General features: G+C 68.9%; 15 protein-coding genes and 3 pseudogenes. 14 read left to right on the forward strand and 4 right to left on the reverse strand.

The annotated features are described in order from the left end of the window. The 11 genes from ACO1BR_RS41795 to ACO1BR_RS41845 all read left to right on the forward strand — a co-directional run. On the forward strand, nt 1-404 hold a 404-nt coding region (locus ACO1BR_RS41795), incomplete at its 5' end, for a carbamoyltransferase C-terminal domain-containing protein (RefSeq protein WP_426800357.1). A 239-nt stretch (nt 405-643) separates the two neighbouring features. Next, the gene (locus ACO1BR_RS41800; protein ID WP_426800358.1) at nt 644-805 is read left to right on the forward strand and encodes a hypothetical protein; all 162 of its coding nucleotides are present in this window, start codon (nt 644-646) and stop codon (nt 803-805) included. A 635-nt stretch (nt 806-1440) separates the two neighbouring features. After that, nucleotides 1441-2304, forward strand: a complete 864-nt coding sequence (locus ACO1BR_RS41805; RefSeq protein ID WP_426800359.1) for an AfsA-related hotdog domain-containing protein — start codon at nt 1441-1443, stop codon at nt 2302-2304. After that, nucleotides 2301-5063, forward strand: coding sequence for a PEP/pyruvate-binding domain-containing protein (locus tag ACO1BR_RS41810; RefSeq protein WP_426800360.1), 2763 nt, complete (start codon nt 2301-2303; stop codon nt 5061-5063). The genes ACO1BR_RS41805 and ACO1BR_RS41810 overlap by 4 nt, the downstream gene beginning before the upstream one ends. Further along, nucleotides 5060-5944 (forward strand): hypothetical protein, encoded by an 885-nt coding sequence (locus ACO1BR_RS41815; protein WP_426800361.1) that lies wholly within the window; start codon nt 5060-5062, stop codon nt 5942-5944. The genes ACO1BR_RS41810 and ACO1BR_RS41815 overlap by 4 nt, the downstream gene beginning before the upstream one ends. Nucleotides 5945-5985: 41 nt before the next feature. Continuing rightward, on the forward strand, nt 5986-6615 hold the full coding sequence (locus tag ACO1BR_RS41820) for a dTMP kinase (RefSeq protein WP_426800362.1): 630 nt from the start codon (nt 5986-5988) through the stop codon (nt 6613-6615). After that, a complete protein-coding gene (locus tag ACO1BR_RS41825) occupies nt 6612-7271 on the forward strand; it encodes a DUF6182 family protein (RefSeq protein WP_426800363.1) in 660 nt (219 codons plus the stop codon). Before ACO1BR_RS41820 ends, ACO1BR_RS41825 begins: the two co-directional genes overlap by 4 nt. Nucleotides 7272-7288: 17 nt before the next feature. After that, entirely contained in the window at nt 7289-8185 is an 897-nt protein-coding gene (locus ACO1BR_RS41830; RefSeq protein WP_426800364.1) for an HIT family protein, read from the forward strand. Beyond that, entirely contained in the window at nt 8182-9390 is a 1209-nt protein-coding gene (locus tag ACO1BR_RS41835; protein ID WP_426800365.1) for a cytochrome P450, read from the forward strand. Before ACO1BR_RS41830 ends, ACO1BR_RS41835 begins: the two co-directional genes overlap by 4 nt. A gap of 71 nt (nt 9391-9461) precedes the next feature. Continuing rightward, nucleotides 9462-10553, forward strand: coding sequence for a hypothetical protein (locus ACO1BR_RS41840; protein WP_426800366.1), 1092 nt, complete (start codon nt 9462-9464; stop codon nt 10551-10553). Nucleotides 10554-10612: 59 nt separating this feature from the next. Beyond that, entirely contained in the window at nt 10613-11518 is a 906-nt protein-coding gene (locus ACO1BR_RS41845) for an NAD-dependent epimerase/dehydratase family protein (protein ID WP_426800367.1), read from the forward strand. 95 nt (nt 11519-11613) lie between these two features. On the opposite strand, the gene ACO1BR_RS41850 is transcribed toward ACO1BR_RS41845, so the two are convergent. Beyond that, a complete protein-coding gene (locus tag ACO1BR_RS41850; protein WP_426800368.1) occupies nt 11614-12291 on the reverse strand; it encodes an HAD family hydrolase in 678 nt (225 codons plus the stop codon). 68 nt (nt 12292-12359) lie between these two features. Continuing rightward, nucleotides 12360-12554 carry a hypothetical protein gene (locus ACO1BR_RS41855; protein WP_426800369.1) on the reverse strand — a complete coding sequence of 65 codons (195 nt, stop codon included), beginning with the start codon at nt 12552-12554 and terminating at the stop codon, nt 12360-12362. 484 nt (nt 12555-13038) lie between these two features. Here ACO1BR_RS41855 and ACO1BR_RS41860 point away from each other — a divergent pair, with 484 nt between their 5' ends. Together ACO1BR_RS41860 and ACO1BR_RS41865 are read left to right on the forward strand one after the other, a co-directional pair. Continuing rightward, nucleotides 13039-14832, forward strand: coding sequence for a carbamoyltransferase family protein (locus ACO1BR_RS41860; protein WP_426800370.1), 1794 nt, complete (start codon nt 13039-13041; stop codon nt 14830-14832). A 192-nt stretch (nt 14833-15024) separates the two neighbouring features. Beyond that, a pseudogene (locus ACO1BR_RS41865) lies at nt 15025-15337 on the forward strand (transposase); the annotation flags it as partial. Between the two features lie 10 nt (nt 15338-15347). Here ACO1BR_RS41865 and ACO1BR_RS41870 read toward each other — a convergent pair. Together ACO1BR_RS41870 and ACO1BR_RS41875 are read right to left on the reverse strand one after the other, a co-directional pair. After that, a pseudogene (locus tag ACO1BR_RS41870) lies at nt 15348-16339 on the reverse strand (IS5 family transposase). Between the two features lie 110 nt (nt 16340-16449). Then, nucleotides 16450-17658 (reverse strand): annotated as a pseudogene (locus ACO1BR_RS41875) (IS256 family transposase). A 98-nt stretch (nt 17659-17756) separates the two neighbouring features. Here ACO1BR_RS41875 and ACO1BR_RS41880 point away from each other — a divergent pair. Then, a complete protein-coding gene (locus tag ACO1BR_RS41880) occupies nt 17757-17927 on the forward strand; it encodes a hypothetical protein (RefSeq protein ID WP_426800371.1) in 171 nt (56 codons plus the stop codon). The last annotated feature ends 228 nt before the right edge of the window (nt 17928-18155 follow it).

Consider the following 18155-nt stretch of genomic DNA (forward strand, 5'->3'; position numbering starts at 1 on the left):
CCAGCCGAGACCCGACAGCGGCACCACCACGACCTCGCGGCATAGAAATCGAGTGTCCAAGATCACGGGGAAGCTTCACCCGCGGCCTCACCCCCACCCGCTACATGCTGTGCACTGCCCAGGTTCGCCCCGAGCAGCGGGAGGTTGTGTCCGGAATCGTCCACGCCGACGGCTCGGCGCGGATCCAGGAGGTGCGCCGCGACTACAACCCCGAGTTCTGGACGCTCCTGAAGGCGGTCAAGGCTGAAACCGGCACGGGGTGCGTCGTGAACACCTCGTTCAACGTCAAGGGACAGCCCTTGATCATGGACCCGAAGACGGCCGTGGACACCTTTCTGCGCACCTCCATGGACCGTCTGTACATCGAGGGATTCATCGTCCGGAAGGTCGCCGACCAGGCCTGAAGCGGCTCACCGCGGGCGGCTGCCGGACCGCGCTGCGCACCCGGCAGCCCCCTGCCCGCCCAGGACGGAAACGGCCACTGCCGCTTCCGTCCGCGCCTGCCCCCTTCTGGACTTCACCCCGTACCGGAAGACTCTTCAGTAGACGGGGACGCCCGAGACAGCCAAACGGAAAGCGACCAACTGCCTTACATACATGGCAGTTGGTCCCGCACGCTCCACCCGATCTCCAAGGAACTTCCATGTACGCCGTCCAGAGGCGCATTACCACGGCCAAGGCCCTCTCCGTTCTCGCAGCCGCGATCACGGCCCTCCTCCTGATCACCCAGCCGGCTGCCGCCGACACACCGTCCGTCGCCACTACCGCAACGAGTACGGCGGCGGACTCGATGATCTGGGACTGATCGTGCCCGCGGCGGGGCTCGCTGGAGAGTGGGGTCTGTTGCTGCGCGTGGACACCTGCAGAAGGTCGGATCGTCGGGCCGAGGAGGAGGTGTCCGGGTGGCCGCGAGGCTGCGTTCAGCGGACTTCAAGCGGGACACGACCGCGCCGGTGGCGTCCACCGGCCGGTCGATCAACTCGGTGGCCAAGGATCTCGGGGTAACCATCGAGTCGCTGCATCAGCGGGGAGACCGCTTTGCTCATGCCGTCCGGGTAGCCGCCCCGTGTCCCTCGACACGGCGCAGGCGGGCCGTCCCCCTCACACCGACGTCGGAGCACGGGCCGGCAGCGCCCCGCACGATGTCCTGACTCTTCCGCCCGGTCAGTCGCTCGCCGCCGAGCACCCCGAGGGGTCGTCTCGGCCGCTTTGAGCGCGAATCCTCACCCAAACGTGGCACCGGTCCCGTCACGCGCGATCAGTACCCGCCAGACGATCACCGCGGGGGTCGTCGAAAAGCTGTCGGCGCCACACCGAGCCATCGGTGCGTTCCGTCGTGCCCGTTTCTTCGTACACAGGCGTCTGTGCAGCGTGCCCGAAAACCATCAGGCCCGAGGCGAGGGCTCTGCCCCGAGCGGCAGACAAGCAAAGAGGCAGCGTATGAAAGAGAAAGCGATTCTGAGGGAGTGGTCCCGAAGCTCCTCAGGGGCGACCGCGCGGCTCGTGGTGGACAAGGAGGACCCGTTCTTCTTCGACCACGCTCTCGACCATGTCCCCGGCATCCTTGTCGTCGCGGGGCTCCTCGATCTGCTGATCCGTACCCGGAGCGAGGGGCTGCGGCCCGACGGGCGCATCAAGGTGTCGCTGGACTTCCACAAGTTTTGCGAACTGGACGACGACATCACCGTGTCGGTCTCGCCGTCGGTCCCCGAGACCGAGGAGGAGCACGCCTGGGAACTGGCTGGCACGGTCGACTCGTCCATCGTGGTGAGCGGAACCGCCGTACTGCACCGCAAGTCGGCGGAGCGCTTCGTTCCGGCGGCCCCCGGCGAGCACGGGGAGACCCTGGCGGCCGCCGAACTGGCCCACCGCGAAAGCCCCGAGAACGCCCTGCTCGGCGCGGCCTGGTGGGCCGAGGAGCGGCTGCTCGCGCGTGCGCAACGGTCGCCCGTCGGCCATCCGCTGCGCGCGCGCCCTTTGGTGGAACTCATCGAGTCGGCGCGCCAGTTCGCGACTCTGATCGGACACGCGGGCTTCGAGCGGCCGATCGGCGACAAGTTCATCCTGAGTGCGTTGGAGGTGGATCTCTGGCGGGGGTTCACACCTGGCGAAGTGTCCATGGAATGGGTGCGCAAGCCCGTCGACGGCCGTCGGTACGACCTCGCGGCGCGGCTGTTCCGCTCGTCGGGCGACGACGTCGACGAGGAGGTGGGCACCGCGAGCTTCGTCTCGGTGATCGTGACCCCGTGTCAGTACCAGACCATTCGTTTCCGCAGGCGACACGTTGAGGAGCGTGCAATATGACGCAGGGAGTGACCTTCCGTGACACCGCGGCACAAGCATCCGATCCGCTGCTGGTAGGCCACAAGTTCGCGCGCCAGGCGCAGCTGCGCGCGGCGGGCTACGGCGTACCGGAGTTCGTCTGTCTGCCCGTCGAGGCCTTCGACGCGATGCGGGCCGCAGCCGCAGCGGACTTCCCTGAACTCGCCCCCGACGGCGGCCCCGACGAGCTCGCCCACTGGTCGAAGCTGGCCACCGACGCGGTGCTGCAGGCCGGCGCCTCGGACGACCTCGCCGCGGAACTGCTGCGCGAGTTCGACGGTCTTGCCGGGAACGACGGCACCGTCGCGGTCCGTTCCTGCGCCGTGCCCGCCGCGGACGACGTAGAGGGCGGCGAAGACTCCGCCGACGACCCGTTCGCCGGTCTCGGGCGCAGCTTCCTCGCGGTCGGCCGCGAGGAACTGGTGGACCGGGTGGTCGAATGCTGGGCGTCGGCCTTCACCGCCGAGGGCGTGCTGTACCGGGCCACGCGCGGCGGAGACCCTACCGTCACGCGCATGGCCGTGGGAATCCAGCGCCTGGTGCCCGCGGCCCGGTCCTTCGTGGCGTTCAGCCGAGACCCACGCGGCCCGCTCGCGGGCGAGCAGTCCCTGGTCGCGGCCGCCTACGGCCTTGGCGAGGGCGTTGTACAGGAGCAGGCGGACGTCGACCACTTCTTCGTGCACCGCTCGACGGGAGCGGTCGAGTCGCAGCTCGTCCAGAAGAAGCGTCGCGTGGTGACCGGCAAGGCCGGCGGGACGACCGTCGGCGAGGTGCCCGCCGCCCTGGCGGACCGCCCGGTCCTCGACGACGCCACAGCGCGACGCGTCGCGGAACTCGCCGTCTCCCTCGAAGACCACTTCGGCCTGCCCCAGGACATCGAGGGGGCGATCACCGAGGACGGTGACATCCACCTCGTCCAGGCGCGCCCCGCGGCCATCGCGCCTCTGGCCCCCGCCGCGGACGCCTCCGGTTCTGTCGCGCGCGAGCTGCACTGGAGCAACGGGAACATCTCCGAGAGCTTCTCCGGTTTCACCTGCGCGCTGACCTACTCCGTGGCCTGCGAGCTCTACGCGGTCGGCTTCGAGGAGCTGTACCGGCGCATGGGCGTCAGTGAGCACACCCTCCGGCGCCACCGCTACGAGCTGAGGCGCATGATCGGCTACCTCGACGGGCGCGTCTACATGCGCCTGGAGTCCTGGTACCGGCTGCACAGCCAGATGCGGGCGTTCGCCTCCATCAAGCGGCAGTGGGAGAACGCCGTGGTGACGGTCGGCTCGTCCGTGGTCGTGGAGGCGCCGGGACGGCTCAAGCGCCTCGTGATGCGCACCAGCGAGATCCCTGCCGCCGCCGCCCGACGGGCCCTTGCTCCGGTGCGGATGCGCCGCTTCTTCGGCTGGTGGGACGAGCGGCGCGACGCGCTGCCGGACCCCCGGACACAGTCGGCCGGTGAGATCGTCGAGGACTATCGCGAGCTGTGGGCGGACGTTGCCCTGCGCTGGGGCGGCACGCTCGTCACCAACCCGCACGTCATCGCCGAACTCGACCTGGCCGAGCGGCTGATGAAGCGCTGGGCCCCGCAGGCGGACCGCGGCACGCTCAACGGCATGCTGTGCGACGGCCCGGCCAACCGCTCGGTCCTCGCGCTGCGCTCCCTCCTGACGGTCGCCGAGGCCGTCGCGGCCCACCCCGAGGCGAATGGGAGCGTGCTCAACGACAAGGACTCGGCCGGCGTCTGGCGTTGCCTGGCGGACGGCCGGTTCGGCACCGACATCGCCGAGCTGGCGCAGTCGCACGTGAAGCGCTACGGCGACCGCGGGCTGCACGACCTCAAGTTCGAGTCCACGGTCGTCGCGAACGCCCCGCACCTGCTCATCGACCAGCTGCGTCCGGTGATCTCCACCGGACGCACGGTCGAGACCAGCACCGAGGAGGAGTGCCGGGCACGTCAGGAGGCCGAGGGCGAACTGCGGGCCCACTGTTCCACCCCGGTGCGCCGCGCCGTTCTGCGCGTGCTCTTCTGGTCGCTGCGCCGCAACCTGCTCATCCGGGAGAACGCGCGCTTTTGCCGCACCGAATTGTTCGGCGCCTCCCGCAGAATGGTCAACGCACTCGCCCAACACCTTGTGGAAGCAGGAGAGTTGGAAGACGTACGCGACGTGTACGACCTCACGATCGAAGAAGTGCTCGGTGCCTACGAGGGCTGCAGGGTCGGCGGGGAGCTGCGCGAACTGGCGCGCGTGCGTGCGGCCACTAGAAAGAAGGCGCTCCAGCGGGCGGACCCGCCGAACGTCTTCGCCACCGACGCGGACGTGCCGCTGACCGTGGCGCTCGTCTCGGCCGGTACCAACCGCGGCGACGCCGCCTCAACGCTGACCGGCCTGGCCTCGAGTGGTGGCGTGGTCCGCGGACAGGCACGAGTGGTCACCGACCCGAACATCGACCCCGAGTCGTGCCGCGGCAAGATCCTGGTGGCCCGCGAGACCGACCCGGGCTGGCTGGTGCTCATGCTGGTGGCCAAGGCGCTCGTGGCCGAGCGGGGCACTGTGCTGTCCCATATGGCCATCACAGGCCGGATCTTCGGGGTGCCCACGGTGGTCGCGGTGCGCGGGGTGGTGGACAGCGTCCCCGACGGCGCCTGGGTCGAAGTCGACGGCGACCGGGGCACCATCACCGTGCTCGACGGGCCCGGAGCCGTGGACAGCCCCGTGCCCGACGAGCCCGGAGCCGTGGACGCCTCGTGATCACCCGGCTCATCAAGTACGCGCTGACGTACCCCCTCTGGTTCTACGCGGTCCTCGGCCTCGGCTGGTCCTGCGGCCTGACCTTCGTCTACCAGGCGGTCCATCGCACAGAGGGGGTCGCGTCGTCCTCCGGCCTCACCGTGACGGCGGTGACCATCACCGTCAACCTCCTGCTGTTCCGCGCCGTGGACGATGTGCGTGACCTCGACTACGACCGGGTGCAGAACCCGGGCCGGGCCCTGGTCACGGGCGTGGTGCGGGTCCGCGACCTGATGACGCTGTTCTTTGCCGGCATGGTCGTGCTCGTGCTGGCCAACGTGCCACGCGGACTGCCCGCGGCCGCATATGGTGCCGTCCTCGCGTACGTGTGCGCCGCGCTGTTCGTTGAATGGCGCTGGGAATGGCCGAAGCCGGACCGGCTGCTGACCCAGCTCCTGGTCAACATCCCGCACCAGACGCTCATGTGCGGATACGTCTACCTCGGCACCGCGCACGGGCAGGACAACGCGCCCAGTGCGCTGGACCTCGTCGTCGCCCTCGGGTTCGTCCTGCTGCTCGCGCATATGGAGTTCGCGCGGCGGCTCGTGCGCGACCCGGCGCCGCACACGCGCACCTACGTGCACACGCTGGGAGTCGGCGCCACTGCGTGGATCGTCCTCGCGTGCGCGTTCGCGGCGACCGCGTTGCAGATCGCGGCGCTGCAGCCATGGTCGCCCGGCCAGGCGGAGGGCTGGCTGGTGCTCGCCCCGCTGCCCGTACCCGTTCTCGCGGCCGTCTGCTTCCACCGGGGCGCGCTCCGGTGGCCCCTGGGCCTCGCCGTGCTGTTCCTGCTGCTGTCCTTCTCCTCGTTCGCGGCCATCGGCCTGGTCAACGTGCTGTGACAGAGCCCCAAACCGTAAGAAGTAACAGAAGGGGTAGTCCCTTGACCGGATTCTGGACACTGCTCGGGCCGGACTTCTCCGGAAAGTCGACGGCCCTGAACCGGCTGCACACCGAACACGGCTGGCACGTCGTCTCCTACGACGACCGCTATCTGGAGTCCGCCCCGATGGTGCGGCTGCTCCGCGAGAACTGGGTGGGGGAGGCGTTCGCCCACTGCGGCGAGCGCTACTCGCCGGAGTTGGTCCTCGCCGGGCTGCACCCGATCGTGCTCCACCTGCGGGACGAGCTGGCGCGAGTCGCAGACCGGGAGCGGGTCATCGTCGACTCGTACTACTATAAACTGCTCTCCAAGTGCGCCCTGTTGGGTCTCGAGGACAGCGAACTGTTCGCGGAATGGCGGTCGTTCCCGCAGCCCGAAGGCGTGCTCTACCTGGACGTGAGCTCCGACGTGGCATGGGAGCGCAGCGGCGAGGGTGCGCGGCTCAACTGCTTCGAGCACTTCGGGCAGGAGCCGACCCGGGTGGGGTTCGTCGGGCTCCAGGACGCGCTGCGCGGCGCACTGCTCAAGGAGGTCGCCGAGCTGCCGCTGACGGTCATCGACGGCGATGTTCCGCCGGAGGTCGTGCTCGACCAGATCCTGGCCGTGCTCGAACCCCAGGTGGTGCGATGACGCCGGCCATAGCGGCGACCAGCACCCAGGACCGCCTCTCCGCCCTCTTCGAGGAGCGCGCCCGCCTGGTGGCCGAGGCCACCACGGACACCACGCCCGTCACCGCCCTCGTCCTGCTGCGCGGCCTGGATGTGGTCGACGCGGTGCAGGGCGCCCGCGCCTTCGCGGCAGGCCTGCCCGAGGCGGAGGGCCGGACCTGGCTGCGCTCGTGGACCCGTACCCGCTTCCTGTTCGGCAACCCGGCGAACCTGCCGGACCGCACCCCGGCCAGGACCGTGGCGCCGTCCGGCACGGTCGCCTGGCTCGGCACGTACCCCACGGACCATTTGCCCGGCGTGGGCCGCCTGCTCAAACCGCTGAGTGGATCACTGCCACGGCTGCCGGACACCCTCGACGTGCCGGGCCGTGGCGGTCCGGTGCGCGAACTCCGGCTAGCCACCTGTGATGTGACGCTCATTCAATACCTCGTCCATCTGCACCACACCATCGCCGAAGCGACGCTGCTCGGCCGGCTCGGCATCACCGAACCGATCCGGCTGACACACCAGCCCGACCTGGACGCGGAGTGCGCGCACGGCGACCCCGGCTACACCCGGGTGCACTACGCCGCCGAGGACTCGCCCGAGCTTCGCCTGTACACCTCACTGGCCCCCTGACGGAGAAGAAGACGACAATGAATCTCCCCCACTACACCGAGCAGGACCTGGCACGCCTGGCGCTGTCGACGCGCCTGCGGGATCTGTCCGACGAGCTCCGCAAGGCGGTCGCCGAACCCGACGAGGCTGGCACGTCCTCCGAGCCCGGCAGCACACTGTCCGAGCGGATCTGGCAGCTCCTGAACTCCGACGTCCCCGTGCTCCAGGACGAGCTCGTCGCATACCTGCGTACGCGGGGCACGTCCTGGACCTGGATCGGCGAGCGCACCGGACTGAGCGCGCAGGACGCCGAAGAACGCTGGGGTCTGCGCGAACCCGAGCATCTGGCGGACCCCCGGGCCCGAGCCGCCGCGCTCGACGAGTGGTACGTGCGCCACGTCCAGATGGAGCCCTTGGCCAACTTCGCCGCCCCGGTCAGCCGACTGCTGCGCAACAGCACCCCGCTGGAGGAGCGCTGCCTGATCTGCGAGAAGTACGCGGGTGAACCCGTGCCCGCCTGGGCCGGACGCCCCGTGCCGCCCGGCGGTCACCTCGTGGACGACGGGACGTGGCGGGCCTGCCACGGGCCAACCAGTTACTGGCCGCGCGGCACGCTGCTCATCGAGTCGCACCGTCACTTCGTCGACCACAGCGACCTCACCGAAGAGGAGGCCGCCTCGCACGCGCTGCTGGTCCGACGGCTGACCACCGCGGTCAAGCAAGCCACCGGATCGCCGCGCGTCTACACGTTCTCGTCCATGGAGGGGACCCCGCACTTCCACACGTGGCTGATGCCGCGCATAGGCGAGGACGGGCCTCGGGGCAGGCCCCTCATCGGCAACCCCGGCCACTGTGCGGAAGCGGAGGCGGTGGAGACCGTCCACGCGATCCGCAAGGCTCTCGGCGACCTCGCGCAGCCGGAGGTCGCACCGTGACCCGAGACCGCACGGCTGGAGACCGCACCGCAACCTCGGGCTGCCCGTTCCCCTTCCCCGAGCACGCGGGCGTCGAGCCCGCCCCGGAGTTCCGCGCCCTCGCGCACGGCGAGAGGCTGGTGCCCGCGACCCTGCGCAGCGGTGTCTCGGCCCTCCTCGTCCACCGGCACGAGGACATGCGCCAGGTACTCACGGACTCCGCCTTCGCGCGTTTCCCCGCCTCCGGGTTCGGCCTCAGCGCGCGCTCGCCCGAGTCGCTCGCGCTCAACTCCGTGGACCCGCCCGACCACACCCGGCGGCGCCAGGTCGTCGCGCACGCGTTCACCGCAGAGCGCGCCACTGTGCTGCGTCCGTACGTGGAGGAGCTCGCGAGCGACCTGGCGGCCGCGATGCGCGACCGGAGCGGGCCTGCCGACTTCCTCGCGGACTTCGCGGTGCCGCTCACCGTCGGCGTGATCGGCCGCGTCTTCGGCCTTCCGGAGTCCGACGTACGGCGGCTGCTGCCCCTGGTGGAACGGATGATGTCCACCACGGCGTACTCCAAGTCCGAGGTGCAGTCGGCCCACGACGCCATGTTCGCCGAGTTCGAGAAGTTCCTCGCCGGGCCGCACGCGGACCCCGAGGGCCTATTCGGCAGAATCGCGCGGGTCACTCAGGAGGGTGACCTCGCTCCGGACGAGGCGGTGCACCTGGCGTACGGGCTGCTGATCGCCGCCCACGAGACGACCGCCAACCAGCTCGGCCTGTGCGTCCTGCTCCTGCAGCGTGACCGGGAGCTGACGGAGCGTCTGCGCGCGCGGCCGGAGCTGATGCCAGCCGCCGTGTCGGAGATGCTCAGGTACACCTCGCTGAATGCCGCGGGAGGCGTGCCGCACGTCGTGCAGCGGCCCGTCCGGCTCGGCGGCACCGAGCTCGAACCCGGCACGGTCGTGCTGCCGGTGACCGACGGCGCCAACCGGGACCCCGAGGTGTTCCCTGAGCCGGACACGCTGAATGTGGACCGGCCTGTCAATCCCCACCTGGCGCTCGGCCACGGCCGCCACCGGTGCCTGGGGGCGCCCCTGGCCCAGATGGAGCTGGAGGTCGCGCTCGGCGCCCTCCAGCGCCTGCTGCCTCATCTGACGCTCGCCGTGCCGGAGGAAGAGCTGGAGTGGCGCAGCGGGATGTACATCCGCGGAGTGCGAAAGCTGCCGGTCACGTGGTAGCCGACACCGCGCTCTCCGTACGTCGTGACAGGACGGCGCCCACGGGGCGTCAAAGGGTCCTGCTCGCCCCGGTGACCGTGAGCCCCACCAAACCGCTGGCGCCCACCCACCTCAAGTACCTGTTGTCCCTCGACCTGATCACCCGGGCCACGTCGGCCTTCGCGGACATCGACTGCGCCTACCACCACGCCGTCTATACGGGGAGCCGTCAGGTGGCGGGCTTCTGGGAGTACCTGGAGCGCCGCCACCCCGGGATCGATGCGGCCGACCTCGGCGAGGAGGACATCGGCCACCTCTACGTCGCCCACCACAGCGAGCAGGCGGCCGCCCCGTACGCGATGATCCGGCTGGTGGTCCAGCGGGCCGAGGAAGGCTGGGTCCACCCTGTCAGCGACCGGCTCCTCGACCTGTGGGAAGACCACTACCGGCGCCTGGGCATGGCCGATCCGAGCCTCGGCCGCGGGCGGCCCGAACTCGCGCCCACCGACGAGGTCATTGACCTCCTGGTGCGCCACGACGCGTGCCTGGACGGGCGCCCGCTCGCGGCCCCCGTCTATCTTGACGCCACCCGCAAGGGCCTCCCCCTGCGACTCGTGGTGAGCGAGGAGGGACAGGCGAACTACCTGATCCAACTGCTGCGCGAGCTGATCCCTGTGCTGCCCCGCTACGATCTGGTCGTCCTCGCACATGACGTCGAACTGCGCTCCGACTACCGCACTGTGGCGCACGTACTGCAGACGCTCGGCGCGAAGGTGGCGCGGTTCGAGGTGCCGCGCGTCCCGCTCGACGGCGTCAGGCGCTCGGCTCGGGCCGGCGGCTGGGAGGGGTACACACTCGACGCGTTCCAGGGCCCACTGATCGAGCGCCACGGCCTCGCCGCGTTCCGTCTCGGCCTGCGCCTGTACCTGGTGGCGGGCCTCGGGAGGACCGCCCAACAGTCCTTCACCATGCAGCACTTGGGGCGGTGGGTGCGGCGGGCCGAACGGCTCCTGTCGGAGCGCACGGGTGGCGGCGTCGACGTGGGGCCCTACCTTCCCCGTCTCACCGGCGGCCAGGGGTACGCGGATCCCTACCGCGTGGCCACCGCCCTGATGAGCCGCGACGAGGACGTGCCGGTCGCCGACCTGCTCCGCCTCGTGACCGGCGGAAGCGAGGAGCAGTGAACGAGACGGCTACGACGCCGGCACCGAACGGGGGGCAGCACGCTCCGGGAACTGTTCTGTTGACGGGCGGGGCGGGTTTCATCGGCTCCCATGTGCGCCGCCTGCTGCAGGAGCACGGCACCCCGGTGAGGGTTTTCGCGCACCGCGCGGACGTCGACTCGGACGACACGGTACGCGGCGACCTCGCCGACCCCGCGTCGCTGGACGGCATCTGCACGGGAGTCACGACCCTCGTGCACGCCGCCTCCGTGATCAACGGCAGCGAGGAGGCGTGCCGCGCCATCAACGAGTCGGGCACGGCGGCGCTGGTCGCCGAGGCCCGGCGGGCGGGCGTGCGCCGCATCGTCTACGTCAGCACGGCCGCCGTGTACGGCACAGGCGTCCACCGGGGCATCACCGAGGACGAGGTCGAGCCCGCGCCCGTGGGACCGACCAGCACCTCCCGCCTCGCGGCCGAGCACAGCGTTCGCGCCGCAGGCGGAACGGTGCTGCGTCCGATGTTCGTGTACGGCGCGGGCGACCGCTGGTTCCTCCCGACGGCGGCGGCACTCGCGGGGCAGTTGGCCGCGGACCCGGCGAGCGGCGCGGCACGGCTGTCCCTGATCTCCGTCCACGACCTCGCCGAAGCGGTGTGCGCGGTGGCGCAGTCGCCGACGGAAGAGCTCGACGGGGAGGTCCTGCACGCGACACATCCCGAGCCCACCACGCTCGCGGAGGTCCTGGAGGTCCTCGCCGGGGAGTCCCTTGTACCGGCCCGCTGCGACGACGCGTACGGCCGGGCCGTGGCGGATCCGGGCAGCGCGCCGTCCAGGCGTCTCACCCTGCTGAACACCGACCACTACTACGACAGTTCACGACTGTGGCGGGCGGTGGACGCCTCCTGCGGGCCCGGCTTCCGCGCGACCTATCCGCGCTACGCGCAGTGGTACCGGGACACCATCGGGACGGCGGCCGCGACGTGCTGATCAGTGAACCGCTTCGAGGGACATCCGGTGAGCAGGTGTCCCCCGGAGCGGGTCCAAGTTCCTTCAGATGCCGTCAGGGACGGAGCCGCCCCGCGTCAGAAGGCGAACGTGAACGCCTCGGCGAGACTGCCGACCACGGGACGCCCCGTCGCGCGGAGCTCATCGGCTCCGGTCATGCCGGTGGTGACGAGCACGCAGTGCGTGCCCACCTTCTCCGCCGCGGCCGCGTCGTCGTCGACGTCGCCGACGAGCAGGCATTCGTCCGGCTTGAGCCCCAACCGGCCGAGGTGGGCCGCGAGATGACCGGCCTTGTGGCCTCCGGCCGCCTCGGGAAGAACGCCGTCGATCCGGACCACGTATGTGTGCACGTCGAACCGGGTGGCCAGGGACGTGACGTCGTCGTGCAGCGCCATCGAGAGGACCGACTGGGTCAGCCCCGCCTGCCGTACGCCGATCATGGTTTTCTCGGCGTCGGCGGCGAGGCGGCACTCGCCCAGGCGGGAGCGGTAGGCCGCACGGTAGAGGCGCACGACCTCCGCCCACTCCTCGGGGCCGCTCACGTCGCGGTCGAGGATCGTGCCGTAGCAGAGCCAAAGGGGGCGGCACAGAGCCGCCCGCCACGTCGCCATGTCGACGGCGGGTCTGCCGAAGTGGGCGCAGACGTCGTTGACGGAGGCGAGCATCACGTGGTTGTCGTCCAGGAGCGTGCCGTTCCAGTCCCAGACGACGTGCCGGATCCGGCGTTCCTGCGGTGCCTCGGGGCGAGTGCGCACGGGCGTTGCTCCTCCACTGACGGGTGTTGTTCCGGACACTCGGGCACGGGGAGCGCGGGACCCGCCGCTCACCGTGCACGAAGGGCGGGGCGAGCGGCGATGACCGTGGCCGGGCCGGGCCCGGTCCCGGTGAAGCCCGCGTCGCGGACCACCGTGCGGATGCGGGCGTCCCGCCAGTCGCGCGTGCCCTGCGCCCACTCGCCGTCGCCGAGGAAGTGGGCGTCGCTCGCCCTGTCGGGAACCGTGGTCTCGTCGCCGCTCACGCATCCAGTTTGCCAGGTGTTCGATCAGTGCCGCCGGGCGAGCGGCCGGGGGAGCAGAGCCCGTGAACACCACGTCGGCAGAAGCGCGTTGAGCGGTGTGCGGTTCAGCGTCATGGGTCACTACTACACGCTGAGGCGCGAGTGTGCGATCGCGTCGGTAACGACTCCGACGCTCTTCCTGGGAGCTGAAGAACCCCAGCCGAATCGGGCCGCGCCGGGGACGACGGATGGCGTGCAGCCGGGGCATGCACGTCACCATCTCTCGATACCACTTCATGGTCATGGAGGAGAGATTCGCCGCGACCACCAGCGCGAAACCGCTACTGGCTCGCGGATCGGAACATCTGAACTGCTGCTGAACCCACGGCGGTTCGATCGGCAAGCGCCTTCGTGACGCCCCGTCGCCACCTGGCCGTTCCAGCCACTCGGTACTGGCCACCATCCTATGGATCACAGAGATCCGTGTCTTGAAGGAGACATCCTCATGATAATCCTTGGCTACAACGGCACCTCCCGTGCTGCCGAACTCTTCGGCAGGCTCTGGGGCTACACCCCCGACAGTGTTGACCGGCACTGCTTCCTCGGTCACGACGCAGCTGCGGCTCTGTTCATCGACGGCAAGCTGGTCGCCGCCGTCGAGGAAGAGCGGATGAACCGGCAGAAGAAGACCTCTGTCTTCCCGGCCAACGCCATGCGCTGGTGCTTGGACCAGGCCGGGCTCGATTACGGGGACGTCGACTACTACGCCTTCGGCTGGCAGTTCAGCGCCGAGTTCGCCGACGCCGCCATATCCAGGATCTCCGAATCGCCCGTGCCTCCCGAGTACAAGTTTCAGGCCATCTCCGGGCTCGGCGAACTCTACGCCGGTGCCATCAGCAAGACCGCGATCCTCGAGGACTTCACCCGTCAAACCGGCCACACCCTGGCCGATGAGAAGCTGATCACCGTTCCGCACCACCGGGCGCACCTCGCCTGCGGCCGTACCTTCGCCGGCTACGGTGACGCCGCCTTCTTCGTCAGCGACGGCCAGTCCGAGCAGGACAGTGCCATCATGGGCGAGATCCGCGACGGTGAGGTCAAGGTCTTCGAGGAGTTCACCATCGACTCCGCGAACTCCGTCGCGCAGCTCTACGCGGAAGTCACCCGCTACCTCGGCTTCATCCCGAACAACGACGAGTACAAGGTCATGGGCCTGGCCGGCTTCGGTAAGCCGCCGGCGCTGGAGGACAACCCGTTCCTGACTGATGTCGTCAGGTTCGACGGCCCCGGACGCTTCTCGCTGGCCCTGGCCAACGATCCGGGCGGCCCCCGCGCCTACCTCGCCCTCTTCGACAAGATCTTCGGCGGGCATAACGGCAACCGCAAGGACTTCGACTTCCAGGTCCGCGTCGCCGGCGCGGCCCAGCAGATGCTCGAAGAGGTCACCGCGCACCAGCTGCGCGCCCTCGCCGACGCCACAGATCTGCGCAGTCTCATCTACGAGGGTGGAGTGGCGCTCAACTGCGTCAACAACACCAAGCTGCTGGAGAACCTGCCCTTCGAGCGCGCGGAGGTCAGCTTCGGCGCCAGCGACCCCGGGGTGTCCATCGGGGCAGCGGCCCATGTCGCCCGCGAGAAGAACGTTCCGCTCGCCGCCGCGCCGTCGCCCTACCTCGGCCCGGAGTATGACGCCGAGGAGATCCGCGCCACCCTGGCCGGCTACACCAACTCCGTCGTCTGGGAAGAGCTGCCCGACGGCCAGATCGTGAAGAAGACCGCCGAACTGCTGAGCGGCAAGGCCGTCATCGGCTGGTTCCAGGGCCGCACGGAGTACGGACCCCGCGCCCTCGGCAACCGCAGCATTCTGGCCAACCCGTCCCACGCGGACATGAAGGACATCATCAACACCTGTGTCAAGCACCGCGAGCCGTTCCGCCCGTTCGCCCCCATCGTCCTGGAGGAGAACGCCCGCCGTGTATTCGACATGGGCAAGAAGGAGCGCTCGCCGTACATGACCTTCGTCTTCCCTGTGCGGCCCGAGTACGTCAAGACCATCGCGGCTGCCACCCACGTCGACGCCACCTCGCGCATCCAGACCGTGACCGACGAGAGCAATCCACGACTGGCCACGCTGCTGCGCGATTTCACCGCGCTCACCGACGTACCATGCCTGGTCAACACGTCCTTCAATGTCGCGGGCGAACCGATCGTCTGCTCTCCGAAGGATGCCGTCGAGTGCTTCCTTGGCACCGGCATAGACCACCTGGTCCTGGGCGACTTCCTGGTTTCCAAGCGATGAGCACCATGGGAATCGCCTGACGCGCCTGTACGGGAACCGCCCTGGAACAAATTCGCATCCCGGGAGAGTCTCGTGAACGACTTGCTGTGAGAGGGTGTTAAGTCCCAATCTGGATGATCTGGTGTCGCCCGTTCGTGGGTGATGGGACGGTTTCCTCCTCGTGTCATGTCGTGTGCATGATGGGTCATGGGCATGGAACGGATGTCGTACGCAACCGACTTGACCGACAGGCAGTGGGCGTTGATCGAACCACTGGTCACCGGGTGGAAGCAGGCGCGGGTGGCGCGGTCTGCGACCGGGAACCCCGGGCTCCTGTGATCTGCAGGAGGTCGTGAACGCGCTGCTCTACCAGAACCGGACCGGCTGCCAGTGGCGGCCCCTGCCGCACGATTTCCCGGCCTGGTCGGCGGTGTTCTACTACTTCACCCTGTGGCGCGAGGACGGCCTCGACCAGCGGATCCAGGAGGTTCTGCGCTGCCAGGTGCGGGAGCGGTCCAGACGATTAGGGTCTGTCTTCAGTTCTGATCAACGGCTCGCATCAGGCTGCTGATCCAGATAGTCGCGGCGCGGAGATGGAGTCCGGCGAGGTAGCTCTCGGGCGTCTTGTCGTAGCGGGTGGCGATGCCTCGCCAGTCCTTCATCCTGTTGATCGCCCTCTCAACCGTGTTGCGTTCGCGGTAGAGGTCGGCGTCATGGGTGACGGGCCTGCCACCCCGGCTGCCTTTCTTCTTCCGGTTCGCGGCCTGGTCCTTCTTCTCCGGGATGACTGCCTTGATGTGGCGTTTGCGCAGGTGAGCTCGGTTGGCCTGGGAGCAGTACGCCTTGTCGCCAGCCACGGCAGCGGGCCGGGTGCGGGGACGACCGACGGGCAGGCGGATGCGCACCTTCTTCAGGACGGGGATGAACTGGGGACTGTCTGCGGCCTGCCCGACGGTCAGGAGTAGTGCCATTGGCCGGCAACGGCGGTCGGCGGCCAGGTGGATTTTGCTGGTCAGCCCACCGCGGGACCGGCCGAGCAGGGCGGCTTTGAGTCGGGCCCGCCGTCGGCGCCGGATGCGTCGCCGCTCAGCGCGGACTGGGTCGTTTTCACCGTCCTGCCCGCCTTGTTCCTCGGACGCTCCCCTTTTTGCGAGGCCGCCTCCTCAAGTGCGGCCAGGGTCTCCTCGCGGACCCGCATGCCGGCCGCGCCGTGATGAGCCCGCGCCGTGGTGGAGTCCACGCTGACCAGGGACATGTCGATCTCGTCCCTGCGGGCGGCCTCCGCGATCGCCCCTTCGAGCAGAGCCTGGAAAACACCCAAGTCCCGCCATCGCATGAAGCGGTTGTAGACCATCTGCCAAGCACCGAACCGCTCGGGCATCTCCCGCCACTGGCTGCCGGTCCTAAACCGCCACATCACCCCCTCGAACTGCTCACGCAGCCGCTCGGGGTACGGACCGAACCCGCCGATCGGCAGGAACGGCACGATGAACTCCCACTCCTCGTCGGTCAGTTGCGCACGCGTCACACCACAGTCCTACCGGACCGGCACCCCGCCCGGGAGCCAAACCCAATTTTGATCACAACCGAAGACAGCGCGGGTCTGTCCAATCAACGGCTGATTTTGGTTGTTGAGGTTCAGTGGTTGGTGGTGGGGGTGAGTCGGCCTTCGAAAGCGATCTGGAAGGCGTTGAGCGGGGCCTTCCAGCGCATCGTACAGCGGCGGCGGCCCTTGCCGGTCGGGTCCAGACTCATCAGTGCCATATAGACGCACTTCAACGCGGCGGTCTCCGAGGGGAAGTGGCCGCGAGCCCTCACAGCCTTGCGGATGCGGGCGTTCACGCTCTCAATCGCATTCGTCGAACAGATCACCTTGCGGATCTCGACGTCGAAGGAGAGGAAGGGCACCATCTCGGCCCAGGCGTCGGACCACAGCTTGGTCACGGCCGGATACTTGGTGCCTCACTTCTCGGAGAACTCCAGGAACCGCTCAGTCGCCGCGGACTCGCTCGGTGCGGTGTAGACAGGCTTCAAGTTCTTGGCGACCTTGTCCCAGTCCTGGCGGGCAACGTAGCGGATGCTGTTGCGGATCAAGTGAACAATGCAGGTCTGAACGACAGTTCGTGGCCAGACCGTCTCCACCGCGTCAGGCAGCCCCTTCAGGCCGTCGCAGACGAGCATCAGGACGTCTTCGACGCCATGATTGCGGAGTTCGGTGAAGACTTGGAGCCAGTGCTTGGCGCCCTCGCCGCCGTCGCCCGCCCAGATGCCGAGGATCTCGCGGGTGCCCTCGACGGTGACGGCCATGGCCAGGTAGATGGGGCGGTTGGCGACCTGGCCGTCGCGGATCTTCACGTTGATGGCATCCACGAAGACGACCGGGTAGACGCGATCAAGCGGGCGCGACTGCCATTCGGCCATGCCCTCCATCACCTTGTCCGTGATCGTGGTGATGGTCTGCTTTGACACGTCCGCGCCGTAGACCTCGGCCAGGTGAGCGGATATCTTCCCGTGCGTGAGGCCCTTCGCGGACAGGGAGAGCACCATCTCGTCGACTCCGGTGAGCCGGCGCTGACGCTTGTGAACGATCTGCGGCTCGAAGGTGCCGGCGGTGTCGCGGGGCACCCTCACCTCAACCGGGCCGACATCGGTCAACACGGTCTTCGCTCGCGTGCCATTGCGGGAGTTGCCGCTGTTCCTGCCCACAGCGTCGTGCTGGTCATAGCCGACGTGGTCGGTGATCTCGCCTTCCAGGGCGGACTCCAGCACCCGCTTGGTCAGCTGCTGCAGCAGCCCGCCCTCGCCAGTTAGCTGCAGCCCGTCGGAGCGGGCTCGGTCGACCAGCATCGCAATCAACTGCTCGTCCGACACCGCCTCCGCGGCCGACTCGACAACCGGCTCCTCTGCTTCATGCTCCGTGACGGTCTCGCTCATCAGGCGTCTCCTTGATCATCGGATCCGCCGTCTATTGGACACTCCCCTTCTACAACAGTCGGCGCATCCAGAAACGGCTCGGCTACCTCAGCCCCGCCGAGTTCGAGGAGAAGCGCTACGCCGAGTGGGCAACGACCGAACGAACAAACCTGAAACCCCGTCAACCCGCCCTGACCAGCTGATCAGCACCTCCCGCACGCCCGGGGAACCTCAAACCCGGCGCCCACCCGACGCGACAGCCGGGCCACAGGCATGTCCGCTGCCATTCCGAAAGACCGAAACAGCCCGCCGGGCAGACCGACGGACCGTCACGAAAGATCGAGGCTAGAACCAAGACCAGTGACTTAACGGGGTCTGAGTCGTTGACCGAGTGTGCCCAGGCCCGGACAGATGAAGTCGTCGGCGGACGA

The sequence above is a fragment of the Streptomyces sp. YGL11-2 genome (genome assembly GCF_050054615.1).
Taxonomy (GTDB): Bacteria; Actinomycetota; Actinomycetes; order Streptomycetales; family Streptomycetaceae; genus Streptomyces.

Excerpts from the sequence above, each read along its gene's own strand:
- ACO1BR_RS41800 (WP_426800358.1), top strand. The coding sequence starts at position 644 with ATGTACGCCGTCCAGAGGCGCATTACCACGGCCAAGGCCCTCTCCGTT.
- ACO1BR_RS41805 (WP_426800359.1), top strand. The coding sequence starts at position 1,441 with ATGAAAGAGAAAGCGATTCTGAGGGAGTGGTCCCGAAGCTCCTCAGGG.
- ACO1BR_RS41810 (WP_426800360.1), top strand. The coding sequence starts at position 2,301 with ATGACGCAGGGAGTGACCTTCCGTGACACCGCGGCACAAGCATCCGAT.
- ACO1BR_RS41825 (WP_426800363.1), top strand. The coding sequence starts at position 6,612 with ATGACGCCGGCCATAGCGGCGACCAGCACCCAGGACCGCCTCTCCGCC.
- ACO1BR_RS41830 (WP_426800364.1), top strand. The coding sequence starts at position 7,289 with ATGAATCTCCCCCACTACACCGAGCAGGACCTGGCACGCCTGGCGCTG.
- ACO1BR_RS41860 (WP_426800370.1), top strand. The coding sequence starts at position 13,039 with ATGATAATCCTTGGCTACAACGGCACCTCCCGTGCTGCCGAACTCTTC.